Origin of the sequence: Streptomyces sp. ITFR-6, from assembly GCF_031844725.1 — a bacterium.
Classification (GTDB): domain Bacteria; phylum Actinomycetota; class Actinomycetes; order Streptomycetales; family Streptomycetaceae; genus Streptomyces.
Window position 1 is genome coordinate 765,133 of record NZ_CP134612.1, and the last position, 22,341, is coordinate 787,473.

Below are 22,341 nucleotides of genomic sequence, written 5' to 3' on the forward strand. Positions count from 1 at the left end.
GGTAATGGAACGGGTCACGCCGAGTAGCCCTTCGGCGGGATCAGCGTGGCGAGCTGATCGAAGGAGATCCAGTAGATCTGGTTGCCGCCGAAGGAGGCGGGGTCGGCTATGAGGACGGTGCGGTCCACGTCGTCATAGCCGAACACGGTGAAGTAGTGGTAGATCGTCTGGTCCGAGGGGTAGCCGGGCGGCTGGTTGCCGGGCGGGGCCACGATGTTGGCCACCAGCGGGTAGTCGCGGTCGATGTCGAAGACGATGTCGTTCCACAGCAGGTCCCGCTGGGCCTGGGTGGGCGGGTCGTTCGGCATCTCCTTGGTCTCGTACCAGCCGCCGCCGAGGTTGGCGTTGAGTACGCCGGTGACCTGGCCGATGTGGTCGGTGCCGGCCTCGGTCGTGCCGAGCTGCCCGGCCAGGACGCCCTGGCTGGGCGGGGCCGTCCGGGCCGAGAGGGCGATGCGGGTGGCCGCCGGACCGCACCAGTAGCCGGTCTCCTGGACCTGGTAGTCGATCTCCAGCCAGTGCCCGCTGCTGGTGCGCCCGGCGTCGACCTCCAGCCGGGTGCCGGGCTCGTTCTGCCCGCTGACGACGGCCGTACCGGCCTTCGTCCCGTGGGCGAGCACGGATACCGGCGGAGTGTGCGGTACGGGCGATGCCTGGGCCATGCCGGGTTGGAGGAGGGCACCGACGGCGGCGACGGCGATCGCGGAGGATACAAGTCTCCTGCGCATTAAGGCTCCTGAGGGTGGGGGGACGGGCCTTGCGGGAGGAACACCCGCCGGGAAGGCACTCGGCCGGTGAACGCCACGGCTCCGCGCGGCACGGCCGGATCCGGCAGCAGGGGCCAGCGTCGTGCCCGGCCGACGGACGGCGCAAGGAACGAAAGTTCAGGCTTACGGCCCCGTCTCGCCTCCGGCTACCGCTTCGCCCGCCCGGCGGCGGCGGCCAGCAGGGCCCGCCCTTCCGCCGTCGCGACGTGGATGGACCGGCCGGCCTCGCGCACGGTGGCGACCAGACCCGCCGCGCGCAGCACGTTGAGGTGCTGGCTGACGGCGGGGTGGGTCACGTCCAGGAGCCGGGCGGCCTCGACGGTGGAGCATCCGGTACAGGTCGCGCGCAGGAGGCGCGCCCTGGTGCGGCCGAGCAGCGGGCCCAGCGGCCCGGCGTCCCCGGCCGGCCGGGCGGGGGCGGGACCGGCCCAGTCCTCGGCGTGGTGGATGGGGTAGACCAGAACGGGCGGCAGGTCCCCGTCGGCCAGGGTGATCGGCGTGGGCCAGCAGAAGAACGACGGTTGCAGCACGATTCCCCGCCCCCGTAACCGGAGTTGCTGGTCGACGGGGTATGCCGCCTCCAGTACGGGCGGGCGCCAGCGGAACTGCGGCCCGAGCCCGGCCAGCAGCCCCTCGGTGCCGCCGTCGAGGAGGCTGCGCAGGCGCAGGGCACGGTCGGCGTCGATGTGCGCGTGGACGCGTTGCCAGTACGGGGCGAGCGCCTCCTGCTGGTAGGTGCGCAGCGCCTCACCGAGCTGCCGGAGGGCGTCGGCGTCCCCGCCGGCCAGGGAGTTCACCCAGCCGGGGAGTCGGAGCGTGGCCGCCAGGTGCGTCAGATCGGTGCGCAGCCGTGGGCGCGGAGTGCTCATCAGGGTGTCGACGGCCGCCTGCAGGGTCGCGCGGTCGCCGGCGGTGGGGGTGAGGAAGTCCGGCGAGTACCCGCGCGGCGGCAGCAGCGGGGAGAGCAGCCGGGGGCTCGCGGAGAGCCGGGGGCGGACCCAGCGGCGCCACGTGCCGAACACCCTTTCGCCGTCGCGGCGTTGCAGGGTCTGCACGCTGTTGCTGATCTCCCAGAGGAAGTCCGGCCCGGGTGCCACCCGGATCCGCCCCAGGTCCTCGGGGGTGAAGTGCACCCGCAGCATGGCCGCTCCCTCGAAGGCGCAGGCGCACCGACGCCGTACCCGCTTCCCGACGGCAGCGTACCGCCGTTCGACCCGCGTCCGGCTGTGCGAGCGCCGACGGCCGACGGGCGGTCAAGGGCGGCGGCCCACCCAGGTGGTCCGGGTGGTCCGGACCGTGAGGTCGTCGCGGCGCAGGACGCCGTGCGGGCTCTCCTCATCGGTGACGGCGTCGAGTGCGGCGAGGTCTTCGGCGGGGAGCTGCCCGTCGAGGTGGGAGCGCAGCTTCCGCAGGCACGCCTGGGCGTAGCGGGCGGTGGCGCCCGGCAGTGGGGCGGGCAGGTCGATCACGAAGGCGCGTTCGGCCTCCGGCGTGAAGCCCGCGCGGACCAGGTGGTCCATCCAGCCGGCGGCGGGCGCCCACATCAGGGCGGCGTGGAGGCGGGCCTCCAGACCCGGCCGGCCCACCCCGATGTCCTCGGGCAGGAAGCGCGGGAAGAAGTCCATCTCGGTGACGGCCGGCAGGCCGCCCGGCCGCAGGGCGTCGAACACGTGGGACAGCACCCTGTCCGGGTCGGCCAGGTGGTGGAGTGCGGCGGCCGCCCAGACGAGGTCGCTGGTGCCGAGGGCCGGCCATTCCTGGTCCAGGTCGGCCTGTACGCCGCGGACCCGGTCCGCGAGTCCCCGCCCGGACGCCTTCACCGAGAGTCGCTGGAGCATCTGCGGGGAGACGTCCACCGCCGAGACCCCGGCCTGCGGAAAGCGCCGCGCCAGGGCGATCGCACCGGTCCCGGTTCCGCTGCCCAGGTCGACGACGCGGACCGGTTCCCGGTCGGACAGTTCACCCAGCCAGGTGGTCAGCTCCGAGAGGTACGTTCCCAGGATTTCCGCGTCGAGCTCCAGGATCTCGGCCATGGCCGCGGTGGTGACTGTATTCGTGGCGGCTGTCGGCGTGGCGGCAGTGTTCTTGGCGGGGGTGTTCATATCCCGACGATATCCCCGGCTTGCGCAGGGCGCTTATGCTCTTGCGTATGACGCAAGAAAGCGATCTGGACAGCACGGTGCGCATGCGGATCAGGAGCCTGCGGCGGGCCCGCGGCTGGTCACTCGACAACCTCGCGGAGCGCGCCTTCCTGAGCCCCTCCACCCTGAGCCGGATCGAGACCGGCCGCCGGCGCATCGGCCTCGACCAGCTCACGGCGCTGGCCCGTGCCCTGGGAATCTCGCTGGACCAGCTGGTGGAGAGCGCCGACGACGAGGATGTCGTGATCAGGCCGCAGCGCGACGAGCAGCGCGGGCTGACCACCTGGGTGCTGAACCGAGGCTCCGGACCGGCCGGCGCCACCGTCGCCAAGATGCGCATCACCGACGAGGCCGGAGGCCCCGGGGCCGATCGGCTGGGAGTGCATCCGGGCAAGGACTGGTTCACGGTCCTGTCGGGGACCGTCACGCTGCTCCTCGGCGAGCGCGCCATCCGGGTCGAAACGGGTCAGGCCGCCGAGTTCTCCACCATGATCCCGCACGCCGTGAAAGCGCACGGCGGGCCGGCCGAGATCCTGTGCATCCTCGACCACGACGGGCAGCGCACGCACCTCCACCCCTCGGGGTGAGCCCCGCCGCCGGTCACCCGGCACGTCGAGGTGTCCGCGGCACGCGCGCCTCGCGCCGCGGACACCTCACCGCTCAGGCCTGGGCCGCCGGGTCGCGGTCGCGGCCGGGGGCGGGCGTCACGGCTCCGCCGGGCAGCGGTACGTGGACCGGGGGCCAGTTGCCCCAGCCCGCCACGGGTTCAGCCGCCACCCCGCGCCACCAGGGTTCGACGGCCGGCGGATCGGCGGGCTCGAAGGGGCGGCCCGGGTGCGGAGCCACCATCGTGACTCCCGCGACCTGGGTGGCACGCATCGACCATTCCGCGGGCTCGGCCCACGGGTGCAGCGCGAGGTTGAACGTCCCCCAGTGGATCGGCAGCATGACGCCGGCCGCCGGATCGCCGCCCTGAAGGTCCAGATGGGCCTGGACCCCCTCGTCGGGGCTCATGTGGATGTCCGGCCAGGCACCGGGCTCCGGCTTGCCGCCCGTGTGGTCCTTGGGCCAGTACTGGCTGTACGCACCGATCTGGATCATGGTGGCGTCGAACGGGCCGTGTTCGGCGCCGATCTCCTCGAAGCCGGGGAAATAGCCGGTGTCGCCGCTGTGGTAGATCCGGTGCTCGGGTCCCGCGACGGCCCACGAGGCCCACAGGGTGTGCTGCTGGTTGCGCAGGCCCCGGCCGCAGAAGTGCCTGGCCGGGGTGGCTGTCAGGGTGATCCCGGCGACCTGGGTGTCCTCGTTCCAGTCGAGCTCGCGGATGCGCTCGTGGGACACGCCCCAGCGCTCCAGGTGCGCCCCGACCCCGAGCGGCACCGCGAAGACCGTGTCCGTGCGGGCCAGCGCCTGGATGGTCGGCAGGTCGAGGTGGTCGTAGTGGTCGTGCGAGATCACCACGACATCGACCGGACCGAGCACGCCGAGCGGCAGCGGTGCGGGATGCAGGCGCTTGGGGCCCGCGAAGGCGAAGGGCGAGCAGCGGTCGCCCCAGACCGGGTCGAACAGCACCCGCCGGCCGTCGATCTCCGCGAGCACGCTGGAATGCCCCATCCAGGTGAGCCGCAACCCGGAGACGGGAGGCCTGGCGAGATCGGCCAGGGTGGTGGCATGGACCGGTACATCACCGGTCGGCGATCTGAGGACCCGCTCCTCCTTGCGGAAGTACGTCTTCGCGAACTCCAGGGCGGACCCCGACGGCCTGATCCGCGCCCCCACCGGGTTCTGGAAGGACCCGTCGACGAAATTCGGGGAACGCCGAATGCGCTCCATACGGGGGCCGCCCGGGTCGGCCCCGAAGTCGGCGGGCCGCAGCGCACGCAGTCTGGTACGGAGCGAGAACGTGGAGTCAGCGCCGGTCACAAGATCTCCTGAGGGAGTCGGTGTCATCTCATTATGGACAGGGGGTACGACAGTGCGAGAGCAGAACACCCAACAGGATGGTGGCCCGCGGGGCCCGCCTCAGCCACGCGGCTGCCCGTAAGCGTGCTCCACGTGGAGACGGAGCACGACCCGCCGGTCCCTGACCATGGCCCGGCGGTAGTCGTCCCAGTCCGGGTGCTCGCCCTGGACGTCGCGGTAGAGCGCGATCAGCTCCGCCACGGTGGCGTCCTCCGGGTCCGCGGCCGGCGGGGTGAGGTCCGCGGTGCCGTCCGCGACCGTCCAGGCCCAGCGGTCCTCGCTGGTGACGTGGTAGCTCGCCCTCGGGTCCCGGCGCAGGTTCCGGGTCTTCGCGCGGTCCTCGGTGACCGAGACCCGGACGATGCGCTCGTCGGGGTAGTAGAAGTGGTTGACATTGGACAGCTGGGGCCTGCCGTCCCGCTTCAGCGTGACCAGTACACCGCTGTTCCCTTCGGAGAACAGCCGAAGGAGCGCATCTTGATGTGCGTCGATTCCCGTCATGCCGAATCCAACGTCCGGACCCCGCGCAGGATTCCGCATTACGCGTCCGGCCTACGTCCCGCAGCCCGCGCGACCGCATCCGGCCGGCGGGCCCCGCTTCGGCGCGGGCCGCGTTGACAGCGGCGCCTGACCGTCTCGATACTGACTCGCGATTCAGTAAAGATCGCGGGCCCGACGCCCACCCGGTCCGTACGGCCCCGGGTCCACCGCACCGTCGCCGGGCCCGCCCCGATCGCAGTGACCCAAGGAGAACTCCGATGACGATGCCCGCGGTGTCCACGCCCGCCCCGCTGATCTCACTGACCTGGACGGACCACGTCACCGGTCACCGGGGACATCTGGTCGTCGACCGGCTGGTGCGCGGGGTCTCCAGCGGCGGGCTGCGGATGCGCGCGGGCTGCACGCTCGAAGAGGTGGCGGGACTGGCCCGCGGCATGACGATGAAGGAAGCCCTCCACTTCGACGCGGACCGCACCGGAGCCCGCTATGTGCCCCTCGGCGGCGCCAAGGGCGGCATCGACTGCGACCCCCGCGATCCGGCCGCCTACGGCGTCCTGGTCCGCTACCTGCGCGCCGTGCGCCCGTACGTCGAGACGATCTGGACGACCGGCGAGGACCTGGGCCTCAGCCAGGACCTGGTCGACCGGGCGGCCGCAGAGGCCGGGCTCGTCTCCTCCATCGAGGCCGTCTATCCGCTGCTCGACGACGAGCCGGCCGCCCGGCAGCGGCTGGCCGACGCCTTCGCCGTCGAGGTGGACGGCATCGGCCTCGACGAGCTGGTCGGCGGCTGCGGGGTCGCCGAGTCGGCGCTCGCCGCCCTGGACCGGGACGGGATCGCGTACGGCGGGGCGCGGGTCGCCGTGCAGGGGCTCGGCACCATGGGCGGCGCTACGGCCCGGTTCCTGTCGCGCGCCGGGCTCCGGGTGGTCGCCGTGGCCGACGTCGAGGGCACCATCGCCAACCCGGCCGGCCTCGACGTCGAGGCCCTGCTGTCCGCCCGGGACGCCCACGGGACCGTCGACCGGGGCGCCCTGCGCGCGGCCGACCGCGAGCTGCCCGCCGGGGCCTGGCTGGAACAGGACGTGGAGGTGCTCGTTCCGGCCGCCGTCTCCTACGCCGTCGACGCCCGGAACCAGGCGATGATCAGGGCCCGTTGGGTGGTCGAGGCGGCCAATATGCCGGTGCTTCCGGAGGCCGAGGCGCTGCTCGCCGAGCGCGGGATCACGGTGCTGCCCGATGTCGTCGTCAACTCCGGGACCAACGCCTGGTGGTGGTGGACGCTGTTCGGTGACATAGGCGCCGACGCGGACGAGGCCTTCGCGCACACCCGGAGTTCGATGCGCGCGCTTGTCGAGCTGGTGATGAGCCGGGCCGCCGCGGACGGCTGCACCCCCCGGGCCGCGGCCCACGCCGTCGTCGCGGACCGGCTGCCGGTGATGGCGGAACGCTTCGGCTGGTACCGCTGACCCGGCACGCGACCGCCGCACGTACGGACACCGCACGGCTCTGCGCCACCGGGCGGATCGCGGTCCTGGCCTTCCCCGGCAAGGCCGTTGTTAGGGTGGCGCCGTGGGCAGAGTGCGGTTGAGTGTGGCGGAGCGACGCGAGGAGCTGCTGCGCGCTGCCGTGGAACAGATCGAGGTGCGGGGCGTCGCGGCGGTACGGATCGCCGATGTGGCCTCCGTCCTCGGCGTGAGCAACGCACTCGTGCTCTACCACTTCTCCACCAAGGAGAAGCTGGTCGCCGCCGCTTTCGCGCACGCGGCCGAGGCCGATCTCGCCCATCTGCGCAAGCTGCTGACCCGCCGAACCACCGCGGTGCGCAGGCTGCGCGCCGCCGTCCGCTGGTACGCACCGACGGGTCAGGCCAAGGGCTGGCGGCTGTGGATCGAGGGCTGGGCGGCATCGATCCGCGATCCCGCGCTGCGCACGGTCGCGGGCGACCTCGACCAGCAGTGGAAGGCGGAGCTGGCCGAGGTCATCGACGAAGGCGCGGCAGCGGGCGAGTTCCGCTGCGACGACCCGATGTCCGTGGCCTGGCGGCTCACCGCTCTGCTGGACGGCCTGGCCGTGCAGATGACCTCGTACGCGGGCCCGCTCTCCCGGGCCACCATGCTGGAGTGGGCAGAACAGGCTCTGGCCCGTGAACTCGGCATCGACCACGCGACGCTGACGGCCTGACCACCGGCCGGGCCCTCGCCCGGCGGCCGCCCGTCCGCCCGCCGGTCCGTCAGGTCTGGCGCAGAGGTGCGTAGGACTCACCCCGCAGCCCGAACGTCCAGGCGACACCGTCCTTCGCGGTCCGGACCGAGGGCGGCACCCGCAGCCAGTAGGTGCGGTGCGTGCCGTCCGGCTCCGGGGTGGAGTTGACCACCTCGACCATGACCACGTCCTCGTCGCCGTCCAGCGCGATCCGCCAGAGGATGCCCGTCTCGTCCCGGTGGACCGGCTCGGCGCCGGATTCGGTGAGGTAGCGGTCGTATCCGTAGAACTCCAGCATCACGCGCCGCAGTTCCGCGTTCTCCTCGGCCCGGATCCGTTCGGGGGTGAGCACGGTCAGCTCCGCCAGGAAGGCGGCGGGCACCGGCATGCCGCGCCAGGCGTACAGCCCGAACCCGTCCCGGTAGGAGAGGGCGGGGCCGTCGCCTCGGTCGAGCCTGCCCGCCTCGTCGCGGTACAGCTCCTCGGGACGCTCACTGATCACCACCGTGCGCTCGTAGGGCCACCACCAGCCCGCGTTCCTGGCCACTGCCGCCAGTCCGTCGAGCCGGTCGCCCCGGCCGTCGAACGCGGCGAGCCAGGCCGCGTCGTGCTGGCCCAGGACCGCGTCGAGGAGGAGCATCCGCACATCCGGCTCGTCCTCCGGCCGCTCGGCCGCCTCCGTGACGACTGCGGCCCGTATCCGGTCGGCGAGCGCCGCCGTGGTCTCCCACAGCTGGGCGCCGGTGGCGGACCAGAGCGCGGACCAGCCGGCCGGGCCCAACTCGTCGTACATCCGGCGCCGTTCGTCCGCCCAGGGCCGGGTCCTGATCTCCTCGCGGACCGAGCGTCCCGCGCCGGCCAGCTTCCGCACGAGCCCGACGGCTTCCCTGGGCGAATCGGCCCAGACGAACTCCGCCGGCTCTGCGAGACCCGCGCTGCGGTAGGCGAGCCGCACCCCGTCCTCCGCCGCCGACCGGTCCGCCGCACCGGTCGCCGCCGCCACGGCCCGCCATGAGTCCACGTACTGCATGTTCTCCCCGTCCCCTGTCTTCCCTGTTCCGGTTTCCCTGTTCCGGACGTTCTCCGGCCACTCCTCGCCGCCCTGCTCCCGCAGGCCCAGTCGGCGGGGCGGCTCAGTCCGCAACGACGCGGACCGCCCCCGGTGCGTACTCCCGCTGGCGCACCACGCGGAACCAGCCCTTCGGCAGCGGGATCACCGCGTGCTCCTCGTGCACCACCCGTCCCCCGTCGGGGAGGTGGAGCAGCATCGGGCCGAACACCCCGGCCTCCCGAATCAGCCGCCCCGGCCCAGGCACCGCGTGGGCGTGGCCGGTGACCTCACCGAGCGCGAGCACCAGCCGGCCCCGCCCGTCGCGCAGTTCGCCCGGCGCGTCCAGCAGGTTCGGCGGTACCTCGGACACCTCCAGCGCCATGATCAGCACATCGCCCTGCCGGTACACAGACGTCTCCCCTCCGGACCGGCACCCGCTGTGCCGGCCACGTGGAAAACGCTACGGCGGGGGTCTGACAATCGGCGGTGGAGCACCCGGCGGCGGGGCCGGTGCGCCCGTTGTCAGTGGCTGTTGATAGACCTTGCGGGCATCATTCCGTCACCGTCATCAGGAGCCCAGGGCCATGTCCGATGTGGACCACCTGCACGAGCTGCTCGGCCTTCCGGCCGTCGACTTCCAGCACGACGCGAGCGAAGGGAGCCGGCCGGCCGCCGGTGCGGCGGCCTGGCGCGTCTTCGTCGAGCCGTACGAGGACGACCGCACCTGGGAGCAGGAGTTCGCCTCGTTCCTGAAGGCGGTCGATCCGGCCGGGGTGCGGGCGCTGGTCATCGGGCAGTGGGGCGAGTCGTACGAGGAGGACTCGTCCTATCCGATCGGTCTCGTGACGGCCGCCGCCGACCGGCTGACGTCGCTGGAGGCGGTGTTCGTCGGGGATCTGACGATGGAGGAGTCGGAGATCTCCTGGATCCAGCAGAGCGATGTGACCGCCCTGCTCGCCGCCTACCCCGCGCTGGTGGAGCTCGGAGTGCGCGGCGGAACCGATCTCGTCTTCCCGCCCACCCGGCACGAGCGCCTGCGTTCGCTCACCATCGAGACGGGCGGGCTGCCGGTCGAGGTGGTCCGCGGGGTGCTGGACAGCGAGTTGCCCGCGCTGGAGCGGCTCGACCTCTGGCTGGGTGTGTCCGCCTACGGCGGCGACGCGGATGTGGCGGATCTGGCGCCGCTGCTGTCCGGCACCAGGTTCCCGGCCCTGCGCCATCTCGGTCTGCGCAACAGCGAGGTGGAGAACGAGATCGCGGCGGCCGTCGCCTCGGCCCCGCTGGTGGCCCGCCTGCGCACGCTCGACCTCTCGTGCGGCACCCTCGGGGACGAGGGCGCGGCCGCGCTGCTGGAAGGCCAGCCGCTGACCCACCTCGAAGTGCTGGATCTGCACCACCACTTCCTCGGTGAGCGGATGGAGCGCCGGGTCTCCGAAGCCCTGGAACCGCACGGGGTGCGGGTCGATCTGTCGAACCGCTGCGAGCCGTGGGACGACGGCGGGCCCGAGGGCCGCTACACCACCGTGTCGGAGTGATACGGCCATATGTCGCGGTCAGTTCATAGCGCGCCTCCGCGTTTCGCGGTCGTGGGCAATCCGGGCAACCGCCGCGTCGGCCTCTTCCAGGAGGCCGTGCGCGCCGCCGGGCTGTCCCCGGCCCGTGTCGTGTCCTGGCTCGATGTGCTCAACGGTGCGGCGGTCTTCCTGTCCGGGGAGACCGTGCGCATCGACTCCCCCGGTGAGGACGCCGAGGTCGAGCGGCTGCTGCGGGGCGTCGAGGACCCGACCCGGGTGGAGGGTTCGTCCCGCTGGTACGCGCGGTTCGTCTCCGCCGTACGAGAGGTAGCGCGGGCGGTGGCCGGGGCGGGCGCGGTGCTGCTGGACGACCCCGGCGACATCGCGGTGCTGTTCGACAAGCGCCTGTGTCACGGCGTGCTGGCCGCCGCGGGCGTGCCGGTGCCGGCCTCGCCCACCTCGGGCCCCGGCGCACCGGCCGTGCGTGGCTGGGCCGATGTGCGCGGGCTGATGGCGGACGGCGGGATGCCGAGGGTGTTCGTGAAGCCCGCACACGGGTCGTCCGCCTCCGGGGTGCTGGCCGTGGAGACGGCCGGACCCGGCCGGGTGAGGGCGACCACCTCGGTCGAGCGGGACGGGACCGGCCGGCTCCACAACTCGCTCCGGGTCCGGCGGCTCACGACGGAGGGCGAGGTCGCGGCGATCGTCGACGCGCTCGCACCGGACGGTCTGCATGTCGAACGCTGGCTGCCGAAGGCCTCCCAGCGCGGCCGGGCCTCGGATCTGCGGGTCGTGGTGGTGGACGGTCGCGCCACCCACGCCGTCGTGCGCACCAGCCGCTCCCCCATGACCAATCTGCACCTGGGCGGGGCTCGCGGCGATCTGGACGAGGCGCGGGCGGCCGTCGCGGCGGCGGGCGGCAGCTGGCGTGCGGCCCTGGCGGTGTGCGAGCGGGCGGGCGACGCCTTCCCGGACACGCTGTGCGTGGGCGTCGACCTGCTGCCCTCGACCGGCTGGCGGCGGTTCGCCGTCGGTGAGGTCAACGCCTTCGGCGATCTGCTGCCGCGCCTGACCGGTCTGCCCGGCAGCGGCGCCGAGGGCCTGGACACCTATGCGGCGCAGGTCGCCGCCGTACTGAACAGAGCAGGGAACCACCGTGTCGACGCAGCATCCTGAACCCCCGTCCGGTGCCGGGGACGACGTCCAGAACCCGGACATGAGCGAGGTCGTCGGCCACGACGATCTGCTGCTCGTCACCCTGGACACCCTCCGCTACGACGTCGCGGCGGAGCTGGCCGCCGCCGGCCGTATCCCGAACCTCGCCCGGCATCTGCCGGCCGGGGGCTGGGAGCGGCGGCACGCCCCGGGAAGTTTCACGTACGCCTCGCACCAGGCGATCTTCGCGGGCTTCCTGCCCACGCCGGCCGCACCCGGCCCGCATCCCCGGCTGTTCGCCGCCCGGTTCGCGGGCAGCGAGACGACCGGGGAGCGCACCTTCGTCTTCGACACCCCCGACCTGGTCTCGGGCCTGGCCGGGGCCGGGTACCGCACGGTGTGCGTCGGCGGGGTGGGGTTCTTCAACCAGCGGGCACCGCTGGGCTCGGTGCTCCCCGGGATGTTCCACGAGGCGCACTGGGAGCCGGAGTTCGGCGTCGCCTCGCCCACCTCGTTCGAGGCGCAGGTGAGCCGTGCCGAGCAGGTCGTCGCCGGGCTGCCGCACGGACAGCGGCTGTTCCTCTTCGTCAACGTCTCCGCGCTGCACCAGCCGAACTGGTTCCACCGGCCCGGCGCGACCCGGGACGCGGGTGACAGCCGTGCGACGCACGCCGCCGCGCTGGAGTACGTCGACGCCTATATCGGCCGGCTCTTCGCCGCCGTGAGCAGCCGCCGCCGCGCCTTCGCCATCGTCTGCTCCGACCACGGCACGGCGTACGGCGACGACGGCTACACCGGTCACCGGCTCGGGCACGAGTCCGTCTGGACCGTTCCCTACGCCCACTTCTTCCTGGAACCGGGGACCGCACGATGACCATTCCGCACACCGTCCGCCCGTACCGGAGCTATGTGTACGCCTATCCGCACAAGACCGCGTACGAGCCGCTCGACCGGCTGCCCGGCGGGCGGCCGGCCCTGAGGGACCTGTGGGCCGGGGAAGGCAAGGACGCCCTCTCGCTCTATCTCCACATACCGTTCTGCGAGGTCCGCTGCGGCTTCTGCAACCTCTTCACCCGCGTCGGCGCCCCGGACGAGCTGACCGGCCGCTACCTCGACGCGCTGGACCGCCAGGCGACAGCGGTGCGGGAGGCCTTGGGCGACACGGCGCCGGTGCGTTTCGCCGCGGCGGCCTTCGGCGGTGGCACCCCGACCTTCCTGACGGCGGGCGAGCTGGAGCGTCTGTGCGACATAGCGGAGAAGCGCATGGGCGCCGATCTCCGCTCCGTGCCCCTGTCGGTCGAGACGTCACCGTCGACCGCAACCGCCGACCGGCTGGCCGTCCTGGCGGAGCGGGGGGCGACCAGGGTCAGCATCGGTGTGCAGAGCTTCGTGGAGGCCGAGGCGCGGGCGGCGGTGCGTCCGCAGCGCCGGGCGGATGTGGAGGCCGCCCTGGGGCTGATCAGGGACGCCCGCATACCGGTCCTCAACATCGACCTGATCTACGGCATCGACGGACAGGACGAGGCGAGCTGGCGCACCTCCCTCGACGCGGCGCTCCAGTGGCGGCCGGAAGAGCTGTACCTCTACCCGCTGTACGTCCGTCCGCTGACCGGCCTCGGCCGGACCGGCGCCGCCGCGGCGGACGCGGAGTCCGCCTGGGACGGACAGCGGCTGCGGCTCTACCGCGCGGGCCGCGATCACCTCCTGGCGCACGGCTACGAGCAGGTGTCGATGCGGATGTTCCGGCGGGCCGGTGCCCCGCCCGCCGAGGGCCCCGACGACTACGCCTGCCAGACCGACGGCATGGTCGGTCTCGGCTGCGGAGCCCGCTCCTACACCTCCCGCCTGCACTACTCCTTCGACTACGCCGTGGAGATGCGGGAGGTACGGACGATCATCGACGGCTACACGGCGACCGAGGACTTCTCGCACGCCGAGGTGGGCCGTTACACCGACGGCGAAGAGGCGCGCCGCCGCCATCTCCTGCAGTCGGTCCTGCAGGCCGGGGGTATGCGGCTGTCGGAGTACCGCGAGCGGTTCGGCAGCGGCCCGGAGGAGGACTTCCCGGCGGAGCTGGCCCTGTTCGAGAGGCGGGGCTGGCTCGATCCGGACGGACCGGCCGCCGGGCTGCTGCGCCTGTCGTCCGAGGGGCTCGCGTACTCCGACGCGCTGGGCCCCGAGCTCTTCTCCCCCGCCGTGCGGGCCGCGATGGCCTCGTACGAGCTGAAGTGAGGCCCGCATGGACCTGACGATTCTCTACCGGGGTCCGCTCGCGTCGTGCGATTACGACTGCCCGTACTGCCCGTTCGCGAAGCGGCGCGACAGCCGGGAGCAACTGCTCACCGACCGGGCCGCGCTGGAGCGGTTCACGGCGTGGGCGGCGGCGCGGGAGGACGACCGGATCTCGGTGCTGTTCACCCCGTGGGGCGAGGGGCTGGTCCGCTCCTGGTACCGCCGGGCGATGGTCGAGCTGGCCCGGCTGCCGCACATCCGCCGGGTGGCGATCCAGACGAACCTGAGCGGACGTACGCGGTGGCTGGCCGAGGCGGGCGCCGCCGGCCGGGACAAGATCGCGCTCTGGTGCACGTACCACCCGGGCCAGACGGCGTACGAGCGTTTCCTGGACCGGTGCGGGGAGCTGACGTCCCTGGGGATCCGGCACAGCGTCGGTGTGGTGGGTCTGGACGATCACCTCGACGAGGCCCGGCGGCTGCGGGCGGCGCTCCCGGAGGAGGTGTACCTCTGGGTCAACGCCGCGGAGGGGCACACCTACACGGACGCGGAGGCCGGCCGGTGGACGGAGATCGACCCGCTGTTCCCGTACAGCCGCCATCCGCACCGCTCGGCCGGGCTGCCCTGCCGGACCGGGGAGTCGGTCATCTCGGTGGACGGGGAGGGCACGGTGCGCCGCTGCCATTTCGTCCGGGCCGAGCTCGGCAATCTCTACGACGGCAGCTACCGGGCGGCGTTGGGCCCCCGGGCCTGCCCGCTCGCCGTCTGCGACTGCCATATCGGCTACGTCCATCTGGAGACGCTGCCGCTGTACGACGTGTTCGCGGGCGGCGTGCTGGAACGTATCCCGGCCCGGCCGCTGTACGACATCGGGCGGGCCGGTCCGTAAACCCCCGGACGGATCGCCGGGCTCCCGGAGCCGGGCCGGGAGCCGGCCGGCCTCAGAGCGGCAGCAGGTCCGGCCGCTTCGCCGCCACGTGGTCCCCCGACGACTCGCCGCGCAGCCGGCGCCCGATCCACGGCACCAGGTACTCGCGGGCCCAGTGGATGTCGTCGCGCCGGACCTCCAGCGTTCCCCGGTGCACCTGCGGCGGCCACTCCTGGTCCGGGTCGGCCGGCACGTCGAGGCCGAGGACCTGGGCGGCGCGCAGCGCGACGCGAGTGTGTCCCTCGGGCGACAGGTGCAGCCGGTCGCCGTCCCAGGCGCGCCGGTCCTGCACGGAGCGCAGGGACCACAGGTCGAGCACCGGGCAACCGTAGCGGTCCGCGATGGACCGCACATGGGCGGTGTAGGTGGCGATCTTGCCGCGCAGATGGCGGAGCACCGGAACGCCTCGGGTGTCGAAGCCGGTGGTGACCATGACGGTGCCGACCGACTGGGTCAGTTCCGCCACCGCGCGCTCGAAGCGCTCGGCCACGTCGTCGGGGTCGGTGCCCGGCCGGATGATGTCGTTGCCGCCCGCGCAGAAGCTCACCAGGTCCGGGGCGAGTTCCTTGGCGCGGGGTACCTGCTCCTCGACTATCTGGTCGAGGAGGCGTCCTCGTACCGCGAGATTGGCGTACCGGAAGTGTCCGTGCGCGGCGGCTGTGCCGCTCCGCGCCGTCTCCGGGTCCGGGAGCTGGTCCGCGAGGATTACCGCGAACCGGTCGGCCCAGCCGACGAATGTCCCGTCCGGGCCCGGGTCACCGACCCCCTCGGTGAAACTGTCGCCAATCGCCGCGTACGACTCGATGGCCCCCTGTCGGTTGATGACGCCCTGTCGGATGTTTCTCGAATCGTCTGCCACAAGCGCATATCCTGCACCGTCGATTGTGACCTACGCGACCGTAATAAGGGGTTGACGGGTGGTGAGATAGACCACCCGGTCAGGTTTTGGTAAAGGGGGAATAAGGACGGTCACCGCAAAGCAGAGGGACGGTGCGCCGCCGCGCACCGTCCCTCTGTATCGCTCCGGTCCGTCACCGGACCGCTGCTGTCTGGATCAGACGTTGATCCCGTGCGACGCCAGGTAGGCGATCGGGTCGATGTCGGAGCCGTACGCCGGGCCGGTGCGGACCTCGAAGTGGAGGTGCGGGCCGGTGGCGTTGCCGGTGGCGCCGGAGAGGCCGACCTGCTGGCCCGCGGTCACGGTCTGGCCCGCCGAGACGGAGAGCGAGGACATGTGGCCGTACTGCGAGTAGTGGCCGTCGGCGTGCTTGATGACGACCTCGTTGCCGTACGCGCCGCCCCAGCCCGCGGTGACGACGGTGCCGGAGGTGATCGCCTTCACGCTGGTGCCGCTGGCGACGGGGAAGTCGATGCCGGTGTGGCTGCCGCTGGACCAGCTGGCGCCGGAGGCGCGGTAGGCGGTGGTGTGGTTACCGGGGACCGGGTGGACGTAGCCGGAGGCGCTGCCCTGGTCAGACGACGACGTGTTGGACGCCTGGGTGTCGGAGGAGGACGTGGTGCCGGAGGACGCGGGGGCCTTCGACTCGGTCTTGGCCGGGGCCTTCGAGGGGGCATCCGACGGGGTGGAGTCGCCCGTGGAGGTGTGCGAGCCGGTGGCCGGGGCGTGGCCCCAGGCCTTGCCGCCGAGAGTCAGCTTCATGCCCGGGAAGATCAGGCTCGGGTTGTCGCCGACGAGCTCGCGGTTGTCCTGGTACAGCTTCTCCCAGCCGCCCTTGACGTTGTGCTCGGCGGCGATCTTCGACAGGTAGTCGCCGGAGACCACGGAGTACGTCTTGGTGCCGGACTGCTTGTCCGCGACCGGCTTGGCCGGGGTGGCGTGCGTGGCGGCGGCCGACTTCGCGGTGGCGGGAGCGGCCTGCTCCGCGGCGTTGGCACCGGTGGCGCCGAGCAGCGGAAGCGCGATGACGGCTCCGCCGGCGCTCGCGACGACGACGCCGCGGGCGATGGTGCTGGACTTGGGACGGCGGTGCTTACCCGGGATGGGCATGAAGAATTTCCTCTCCGGCGCCTACGAGGTGAGCTGTCGGGTTCGGGCTGGAGATGCCCGGCCGCGCCTGGCGCGACTTCACCCCGAGCCGGCCGGATCACTCCGGTCGGCGGCTTACCTGGGTCCCCCGCTCCTGCCACACGGTGAGTGGGTGCGGAATTCCGGACGGCGGCAGGATTAGGCGTTCCATCCGGATTGACATGGAACGTAAGCGAGCCGGGACGGCGGAAACAAGCCACGGGTTCCGCACCGGATTCCGCACCGGGAATTCGGCGCGGAATTCCGGTCACACTCCGTGGATTATGGATCTTGGCATTCCGCTTGGCGTACGGATTACCCGACCGGCGCACCGCCACACACCGTCACGGATATGATCCCGCTCACGAGAGGGTGACCATCTCCCGCATAAGCAGGGCATGTTCGACTAAAAGCCCTAATACGGACATGTCACGCGCATCGTCCACCCCGGCACCCCGCGGCGGGCCGGGACAAGAGGGAGAACCGCGGCTGTCGCCGGGGTGATTGTCCGAGTATCCGATGTCGTATCGTCACGGGAGTGGACCCGTCGGCGACACGCGTCGGCGGCAGAGCCCCCAGGAGTGACCGTGACGCAGCAGTTGCCGCAGACCCCGTCGACGGCACCCGAGCTGGCGGGGGTGCGTAACTTCCGCGACGTGGGCGGACTGCCGACGTCGGACGGCCGCCGGGTGCGGTACGGGCGGCTCTACCGCAGCGGTCACCTCGCGGGCGCCACGCCCGAGGACGCGGCGTTCCTCGGCGGCCTCGGCCTGCACACCGTCTTCGACTTCCGCAACGCCGCCGACCTCAAGCTGGACGGACCCGACGTCGAGCTGCCCGGCGTACGCAATGTGAACATCCCGCTCACCGACCCGGCAGACGGCAGCGAGTTCTGGCGGATGGTGCGCGACGGCGAGATGGACGAGCTGCGCGGAATCCTCGGCGGCAGCAAGGGCACCGACCGCATGGTCGCCTCCTACCGCTCGATCATCCTGGACCGCACCGCCGAGCACAGCCGGGTACTGCACGCCCTGGCCGAGGACAGCGTCCCGGCCCTGATGCACTGCGCGGCGGGCAAGGACCGGGCCGGGCTCTCCATCGCCATCTCGCTGCTCGCGGTGGGCGTCGGGCGCGAGACGATCGAGGCCGACTACCTCAAGTCCAACGACACCCACCGCCGCTACCGGGTGCGCCGCAGCGACACCTCCGCGGCCGGGATGTCGCCCGAGGTGATGGAGCTCCTCAGCCCGCTCTTCGGCGCCCACAGCGAATACCTCGCGGCGGCCTTCGCCACGATCGACGAGACCTGGGGCGACACGGACCGCTACCTCTCCGAGGGACTGAAGGTCACACCCGAGACCCGGGAGCGGCTGCGCGAGCGGCTCCTCGAAGACTTCTGACCGACCCGGGGAGGGGACGCCGCCGGCTACTGGTTGTGCATCCCCACCGCGAACAGCAGGTAGAGGAAGCCCGCGATGACGTGCCCGGCCACCAGGTAGGCGAACAGCCTGATGACGAGTCCGCGCGGCATCTTGCGCTCCTGGGAGTCGGAGCCCTTGCGCCTGGCCGGGGTCAGCGGGTCGTAGTTCTCGGAATCGGACATGACGGTCCTCTCTGGTGACCGGACGGGCCGGCGGGACGGCGCCTCAGCGACGGTGGATCCCGATGCCGAGACACAGTTCGGCGGCGGGGCTCTGCAGCAGGGTGTGAACGAAGAGCAGCTCGGCACCCTCGCGGTCCAGCGCCGCGATCCGGTGCGGGGTGAGCGAGTCGAAGTGCGCGCTGTCTCCGGGGCCGAGGTCGTGCACGGTGTCCCCGAGGGTCACCCGGAGCTTTCCGGCCAGGACGTAGAGCCATTCCTCGCCGGGGTGGATTCGCACCAGGTCGCCCTGCGCGCCGTACGGCACCCGGACGCGCAGCGCCTGCATCGCCCGGCCGGGCCCACCGGCCGGCTGGTACATCCAGCCGTCCGCCTCCGCCCCCTCGAACTTCCGGGCGCGGACGATCGCGTCACGTTCCGGCGGGATCTCGCCGAGCAGCTCGGAGACCGTCGTACCGTAGATCCTGGCGAGTCCGAGCAGCATCGGCAGCGAGGGCTGGCGGCGGCCCGTTTCGAGCCGGGACAGATGGGCGGGCGAGAGCCCGGCGCGCTGGGCGGCGGTCTCCAGGGTGAGCCCACGGCCGCGGCGCAGATCGCGCAGTCGGGGCGCGACACCGGGCAGCTCTTCGGCCGCCCCTGGTTCTGCGGGATTCATATGTCCATTGGACCAGGATCTTTCCTGGGAGGCGAATTTCTTGCCTCCCAGGCAAAAACCCCGCTGATCAGCGGTTGGCCACGGCCTGCTTCACCAGGGTCCGGCCGAAGTCCCACATCAGCCCGCCGTTGTGCGCGTCGTCCATCACCGCTGTGAACGCGGCCACGAACCGGTCCACGTCCGCCTCGTCGATGACGAGCGGCGGAATCAGCTTGATCACTTCGAGGTGGTCGCCGGAGACCTGGGTGAGGATCCGGTGCTTCTGGAGCAGCGGAACGACGACCATCTGCGCGAAGAGCCCCTTGCGGGCCGCCTGGAGCATCGTCCAGCGGCTGCGCAGCTTCAGCGAGGACGGCCGGCCGAACTCGATGCCGATCATCAGCCCGCGTCCCCGCACCTCGTGCAGCAGCTCGTAGCGGTCGACCAGCGCGGCCAGCCGTTCGCGCAGCAGATCACCGGTGCGGCGCGCGTTGGCCACGGTCTCCTCGTCCTCCATCACCGCGAGGACCGCGAGCCCGGCGGCCATGGCCTGGGCGTTGGAGCCGAAGCTGGCCGAGTGCACCAGCACCCGGTCCATCGAGGAGTAGACGCGCTTGAAGATCCAGTCCTTGCCGAGCGTCGCGCCGACCGGCACATAGCCGCCGGAGAGCGCCTTGGCGACGCAGACCAGATCCGGTTCGACGCCCTCCTCGTGCTGGTACGCGTAGAAGTCGCCGGTCCGGCCCAGGCCGGTCTGCACCTCGTCGGCGATGAGCAGGGCCTTGTGCTTGCGCAGCAGGTCCTGGGCGGCGCGCAGGAAGTCGGGCGGCGAGGCGTGCACGCCCTTGCCCTGGATCGGCTCGACGACCAGGCCGGCCACGTCTCCGCGCTTCAGCTCGCGCCGCAGCGCGTCCAGGTCCCCGAGCTCGATGGCGGTGTCGGGCAGCAGGGGCGCGAAGCCGTCCCGGAAGCCGTCCTCGCCGTTGACCGAGAGCGAGCCGGTGGTCAGTCCGTGGAAGGCGTGCGTGCAGTACAGGATCCTCGGCTTCCCGGTCGCGTACCGGGCGAACTTGAGCGCCGTCTCGACGGCCTCGGTACCGCTGTTGCCGAAGAACACCCGGTCCAGGTGGGGGCTGTGCGTGAGCAGCTTCTCGGCCAGCAGCCCCGGCAGTGGCTGGCAGTCGAAGCGGGTGAGGTCGGCGAGCGAGGCGTCCAGGACGTCGTGCACCGCCTTGCGTACGACCGGGTGGTGCCGGCCGAGCCCCATCACGCCGAATCCGGCCAGCATGTCCAGGTAGTCGTTGCCCTCCGCGTCCCAGAAGTGCGCGCCCTCGGCCCGTTCGTAGACCTTGTCGAAGCCGATGGTGCGCAGCATCCGCGGGAGCTGGTGGTTGAGGTACTTGGTGTGCAGCTCGTAGCGTTCGGCGCCGCGCTCCGCGAGGAGCTGTGCCAGATCGAAGCCCTTGGGCCCGTCGTCCTTCATGCCCCGCTCTCCTTGTGCCCGTCGTTCAGGGCGTCGCGCTCGTGGTGGCCGTCGTCGGCGGCCTTGGGCCGCACGGCCAGGGTCGCGCTGATCCGGCCGGCGATCTCGACCGGTGTGAGTCCGATGTCGGCCAGCACCTCGGCGCGCTTGCCGTGGGCGAGGAACTGCCCGGGAATGCCGAACGTGCGCAGCGGTACGTCGACGTCGGCGTCCCGCAGCGCCTGCCCGACCGCCGAGCCGACGCCGCCGGCCCGGCTGTTGTCCTCGACGACGGCGACGAGCCGGTGCCGTGCGGCGAGCGGGGCCAGCTGCCCGTCGACCGGCTTGACCCAGCGGGGGTCGATCACGGTGCAGCGGATGCCGGCGCCCGCGAGCAGATCGGCGGCCCGCAGGCAGACGGGGGCCATGACGCCGACCGCGACGAGCAGCACATCGGCGTCCTCGTCGCGGTGCAGTACGTCCATGGAGCCGATCCGGCCGTCGGCGGGGACCGGCTCCCCCACCGACTCCTTGGGGAACCGGATCACGGTCGGGGCGTCATCGACGTCGACGGCCTCGCGCAGCTGGGCCCGCAACTGGCCGGCGTCGCGCGGTGCCGCGATCCGCAGCCCCGGTACGACCTGGAGCATGGACATGTCCCACATGCCGTTGTGGGACGCGCCGTCGGGCCCGGTGACACCGGCCCGGTCCAGGACGAAGGTCACACCGCACCTGTGCAGCGCGACGTCCATCAGCAGCTGGTCGAAGGCCCGGTTGAGGAAGGTGGCGTAGACGGCGACGACGGGATGGAGTCCGCCGGTGGCCAGTCCCGCCGCGGAGACCGCCGCGTGCTGTTCCGCGATGCCCACGTCCCAGACCCGGTCGGGGAAGGCCTCGGCGAACTTCGTCAGCCCCACCGGGTGCAGCATCGCGGCCGTGATGGCGACGACGTCGGGCCGCTCCGCCCCGATCGCGGCGATCTCGTCCCCGAACACCGAGGTCCAGGACGGGCCGGCCGCCGGGGTGAGCGGGGCGCAGGTCAGCGGGTCCATCGCGCCGACGGTGTGGAAGCGGTCGGCCTCGTCCTGGAGGGCAGGCTGGTAGCCGCGGCCCTTCTCGGTGAGGCAGTGCACGAGTACCGGGCCGTGGAAGCGTTTCGCCCGTTGCAGGGCGGACTCGACGGCGGCGGTGTCGTGGCCGTCGATGGGCCCGACGTACTTGAGGCCGAGATCGTCGAACATGCCCTGCGGGGCGAAGGCGTCCTTGAACCCCTTCTTGGCGCCGTGCAGCGACTCGTAGAGCGGCTGCCCGACGACGGGGGTCTGCTGGAGGACGCCCTTGCCCCAGGAGAGGAAGCGTTCGTAGCCGTCGGTGGTGCGCAGGGTGGCGAGGTGGTTGGCGAGGCCGCCGATGGTCGGCGCGTAGGAGCGCTCGTTGTCGTTGACGACGATGATCAGCGGGCGGTCCCTGGCGGCGGCGATGTTGTTCAGCGCCTCCCAGGCCATGCCGCCGGTGAGTGCCCCGTCACCGATGACCGCGACGACGTGGTCGGGGCGGCCCAGTACCTGGTTGGCCTTGGCGAGGCCGTCGGCCCAGCCGAGCACCGTGGAGGCGTGGCTGTTCTCGATGACGTCGTGCTCGGACTCCTCGCGGGAGGGGTAGCCGGAGAGGCCGCCCTTGCCGCGCAGCTTGGAGAAGTCCTGCCGTCCGGTGAGCAGTTTGTGTACGTAGCTCTGGTGGCCGGTGTCCCACAGAACGCGGTCCGCGGGTGATTCGAACACCCGGTGCAGGGCGATGGACAGCTCCACGACGCCGAGGTTGGGTCCCAGATGTCCGCCGGTTCTGGCCACGGCCTCGATCAGGAACTTCCTGATGTCCTCGGCCAGTTCACCGAGCTGTGGTTCGTTGAGCGTCTTGAGATCGTGCGGCCCCCGGATGCTCCGCAGTAGCGACATGCCGGGCCCCCTCTCTAATCCTGTCTCAGCTCACGGTGACGGCGGGGACCCCCGGTGGTGACGTCTCGGTCCTCGTCATCGGCTGCACCGGAACCGGTACGTCCCGGCCGACCGCCGCCGGCCCGGCCTGGACGCGCCGCGCACGGCGGCGCGTCGCGAGCGGCCGGGCCGGCGGCTCGCGGAGAGCCAGTACCACTGGTTCTCCGATGGT

Annotated in this window: 22 protein-coding genes and 1 riboswitch; of the genes, 9 read left to right on the forward strand and 13 right to left on the reverse strand. The window is 72.1% G+C overall.

All coding sequences use genetic code 11. The features are described from left to right. Window positions 1-14: 14 nt before the first annotated feature. The 3 genes from RLT59_RS03300 to RLT59_RS03310 form a co-directional block, all read right to left on the reverse strand. Window positions 15-728 (reverse strand): C39 family peptidase, encoded by a 714-nt coding sequence (locus tag RLT59_RS03300; RefSeq protein ID WP_311301955.1) that lies wholly within the window; start codon window positions 726-728, stop codon window positions 15-17. 185 nt (window positions 729-913) lie between these two features. Then, window positions 914-1,909, reverse strand: a complete 996-nt coding sequence (locus RLT59_RS03305; protein WP_311301956.1) for an ArsR/SmtB family transcription factor — start codon at window positions 1,907-1,909, stop codon at window positions 914-916. A 111-nt stretch (window positions 1,910-2,020) separates the two neighbouring features. After that, entirely contained in the window at window positions 2,021-2,869 is an 849-nt protein-coding gene (locus RLT59_RS03310) for a class I SAM-dependent methyltransferase (RefSeq protein WP_311301957.1), read from the reverse strand. Window positions 2,870-2,916: 47 nt separating this feature from the next. Between RLT59_RS03310 and RLT59_RS03315 the strand changes: the two genes are divergently transcribed. Beyond that, window positions 2,917-3,495, forward strand: a complete 579-nt coding sequence (locus RLT59_RS03315; RefSeq protein ID WP_311301958.1) for a type II toxin-antitoxin system RelB family anti-toxin — start codon at window positions 2,917-2,919, stop codon at window positions 3,493-3,495. Window positions 3,496-3,568: 73 nt separating this feature from the next. Here the strand turns inward: RLT59_RS03315 and RLT59_RS03320 are convergent, their stop codons facing one another. Both RLT59_RS03320 and RLT59_RS03325 read right to left on the reverse strand, forming a co-directional pair. After that, window positions 3,569-4,831 carry an MBL fold metallo-hydrolase gene (locus RLT59_RS03320; RefSeq protein WP_311301959.1) on the reverse strand — a complete coding sequence of 421 codons (1,263 nt, stop codon included), beginning with the start codon at window positions 4,829-4,831 and terminating at the stop codon, window positions 3,569-3,571. A gap of 99 nt (window positions 4,832-4,930) precedes the next feature. Beyond that, window positions 4,931-5,371, reverse strand: a complete 441-nt coding sequence (locus RLT59_RS03325; RefSeq protein WP_311301960.1) for a PPOX class F420-dependent oxidoreductase — start codon at window positions 5,369-5,371, stop codon at window positions 4,931-4,933. A gap of 257 nt (window positions 5,372-5,628) precedes the next feature. Between RLT59_RS03325 and RLT59_RS03330 the strand changes: the two genes are divergently transcribed. After that, window positions 5,629-6,837, forward strand: a complete 1,209-nt coding sequence (locus tag RLT59_RS03330) for a glutamate dehydrogenase (RefSeq protein WP_311301961.1) — start codon at window positions 5,629-5,631, stop codon at window positions 6,835-6,837. Window positions 6,838-6,961: 124 nt separating this feature from the next. Then, complete coding sequence (locus RLT59_RS03335) at window positions 6,962-7,552, forward strand: TetR/AcrR family transcriptional regulator (RefSeq protein WP_311307601.1); 591 nt, start codon at window positions 6,962-6,964, stop codon at window positions 7,550-7,552. A 49-nt stretch (window positions 7,553-7,601) separates the two neighbouring features. Here RLT59_RS03335 and RLT59_RS03340 read toward each other — a convergent pair whose 3' ends face one another. Further along, on the reverse strand, window positions 7,602-8,603 hold the full coding sequence (locus tag RLT59_RS03340; protein ID WP_311301962.1) for a DUF6745 domain-containing protein: 1,002 nt from the start codon (window positions 8,601-8,603) through the stop codon (window positions 7,602-7,604). Between the two features lie 103 nt (window positions 8,604-8,706). Beyond that, window positions 8,707-9,033 carry a DUF8820 family protein gene (locus RLT59_RS03345; RefSeq protein WP_311301963.1) on the reverse strand — a complete coding sequence of 109 codons (327 nt, stop codon included), beginning with the start codon at window positions 9,031-9,033 and terminating at the stop codon, window positions 8,707-8,709. Window positions 9,034-9,208: 175 nt separating this feature from the next. Between RLT59_RS03345 and RLT59_RS03350 the strand changes: the two genes are divergently transcribed. The 5 genes from RLT59_RS03350 to RLT59_RS03370 are packed head-to-tail and all read left to right on the forward strand — an operon-like array spanning window position 9,209 to window position 14,414. Next, entirely contained in the window at window positions 9,209-10,159 is a 951-nt protein-coding gene (locus RLT59_RS03350; RefSeq protein ID WP_311301964.1) for an STM4015 family protein, read from the forward strand. A gap of 9 nt (window positions 10,160-10,168) precedes the next feature. After that, entirely contained in the window at window positions 10,169-11,314 is a 1,146-nt protein-coding gene (locus RLT59_RS03355; protein ID WP_311301965.1) for an STM4014 family protein, read from the forward strand. 40 nt (window positions 11,315-11,354) lie between these two features. Next, window positions 11,355-12,167 carry an STM4013/SEN3800 family hydrolase gene (locus RLT59_RS03360; protein ID WP_311307602.1) on the forward strand — a complete coding sequence of 271 codons (813 nt, stop codon included), beginning with the start codon at window positions 11,355-11,357 and terminating at the stop codon, window positions 12,165-12,167. Next, window positions 12,164-13,525 carry an STM4012 family radical SAM protein gene (locus RLT59_RS03365; RefSeq protein ID WP_311301966.1) on the forward strand — a complete coding sequence of 454 codons (1,362 nt, stop codon included), beginning with the start codon at window positions 12,164-12,166 and terminating at the stop codon, window positions 13,523-13,525. Before RLT59_RS03360 ends, RLT59_RS03365 begins: the two co-directional genes overlap by 4 nt. Window positions 13,526-13,532: 7 nt before the next feature. Continuing rightward, entirely contained in the window at window positions 13,533-14,414 is an 882-nt protein-coding gene (locus RLT59_RS03370) for an STM4011 family radical SAM protein (RefSeq protein WP_311301967.1), read from the forward strand. Between the two features lie 52 nt (window positions 14,415-14,466). Here the strand turns inward: RLT59_RS03370 and RLT59_RS03375 are convergent, their stop codons facing one another. Together RLT59_RS03375 and RLT59_RS03380 are read right to left on the reverse strand one after the other, a co-directional pair. Continuing rightward, window positions 14,467-15,312, reverse strand: a complete 846-nt coding sequence (locus RLT59_RS03375; protein ID WP_311301968.1) for an SGNH/GDSL hydrolase family protein — start codon at window positions 15,310-15,312, stop codon at window positions 14,467-14,469. 195 nt (window positions 15,313-15,507) lie between these two features. Next, the gene (locus RLT59_RS03380) at window positions 15,508-16,461 is read right to left on the reverse strand and encodes a M23 family metallopeptidase (RefSeq protein ID WP_311301969.1); all 954 of its coding nucleotides are present in this window, start codon (window positions 16,459-16,461) and stop codon (window positions 15,508-15,510) included. A 3-nt stretch (window positions 16,462-16,464) separates the two neighbouring features. Then, a riboswitch (cyclic di-AMP (ydaO/yuaA leader) is annotated at window positions 16,465-16,655 on the reverse strand. A 411-nt stretch (window positions 16,656-17,066) separates the two neighbouring features. Between RLT59_RS03380 and RLT59_RS03385 the strand changes: the two genes are divergently transcribed. Continuing rightward, on the forward strand, window positions 17,067-17,879 hold the full coding sequence (locus tag RLT59_RS03385) for a tyrosine-protein phosphatase (RefSeq protein WP_311301970.1): 813 nt from the start codon (window positions 17,067-17,069) through the stop codon (window positions 17,877-17,879). A gap of 26 nt (window positions 17,880-17,905) precedes the next feature. Here RLT59_RS03385 and RLT59_RS03390 read toward each other — a convergent pair whose 3' ends face one another. The 4 genes from RLT59_RS03390 to dxs form a co-directional block, all read right to left on the reverse strand. Then, window positions 17,906-18,082 carry a DUF6126 family protein gene (locus RLT59_RS03390; protein ID WP_311301971.1) on the reverse strand — a complete coding sequence of 59 codons (177 nt, stop codon included), beginning with the start codon at window positions 18,080-18,082 and terminating at the stop codon, window positions 17,906-17,908. A 43-nt stretch (window positions 18,083-18,125) separates the two neighbouring features. Continuing rightward, window positions 18,126-18,734 (reverse strand): helix-turn-helix domain-containing protein, encoded by a 609-nt coding sequence (locus RLT59_RS03395; protein ID WP_311301972.1) that lies wholly within the window; start codon window positions 18,732-18,734, stop codon window positions 18,126-18,128. Window positions 18,735-18,801: 67 nt separating this feature from the next. Next, window positions 18,802-20,196, reverse strand: a complete 1,395-nt coding sequence (locus RLT59_RS03400; RefSeq protein WP_311301973.1) for an aspartate aminotransferase family protein — start codon at window positions 20,194-20,196, stop codon at window positions 18,802-18,804. Next, window positions 20,193-22,130 carry a 1-deoxy-D-xylulose-5-phosphate synthase gene (dxs, locus tag RLT59_RS03405; protein WP_311301974.1) on the reverse strand — a complete coding sequence of 646 codons (1,938 nt, stop codon included), beginning with the start codon at window positions 22,128-22,130 and terminating at the stop codon, window positions 20,193-20,195. Before dxs ends, RLT59_RS03400 begins: the two co-directional genes overlap by 4 nt. Window positions 22,131-22,341: the final 211 nt, after the last annotated feature.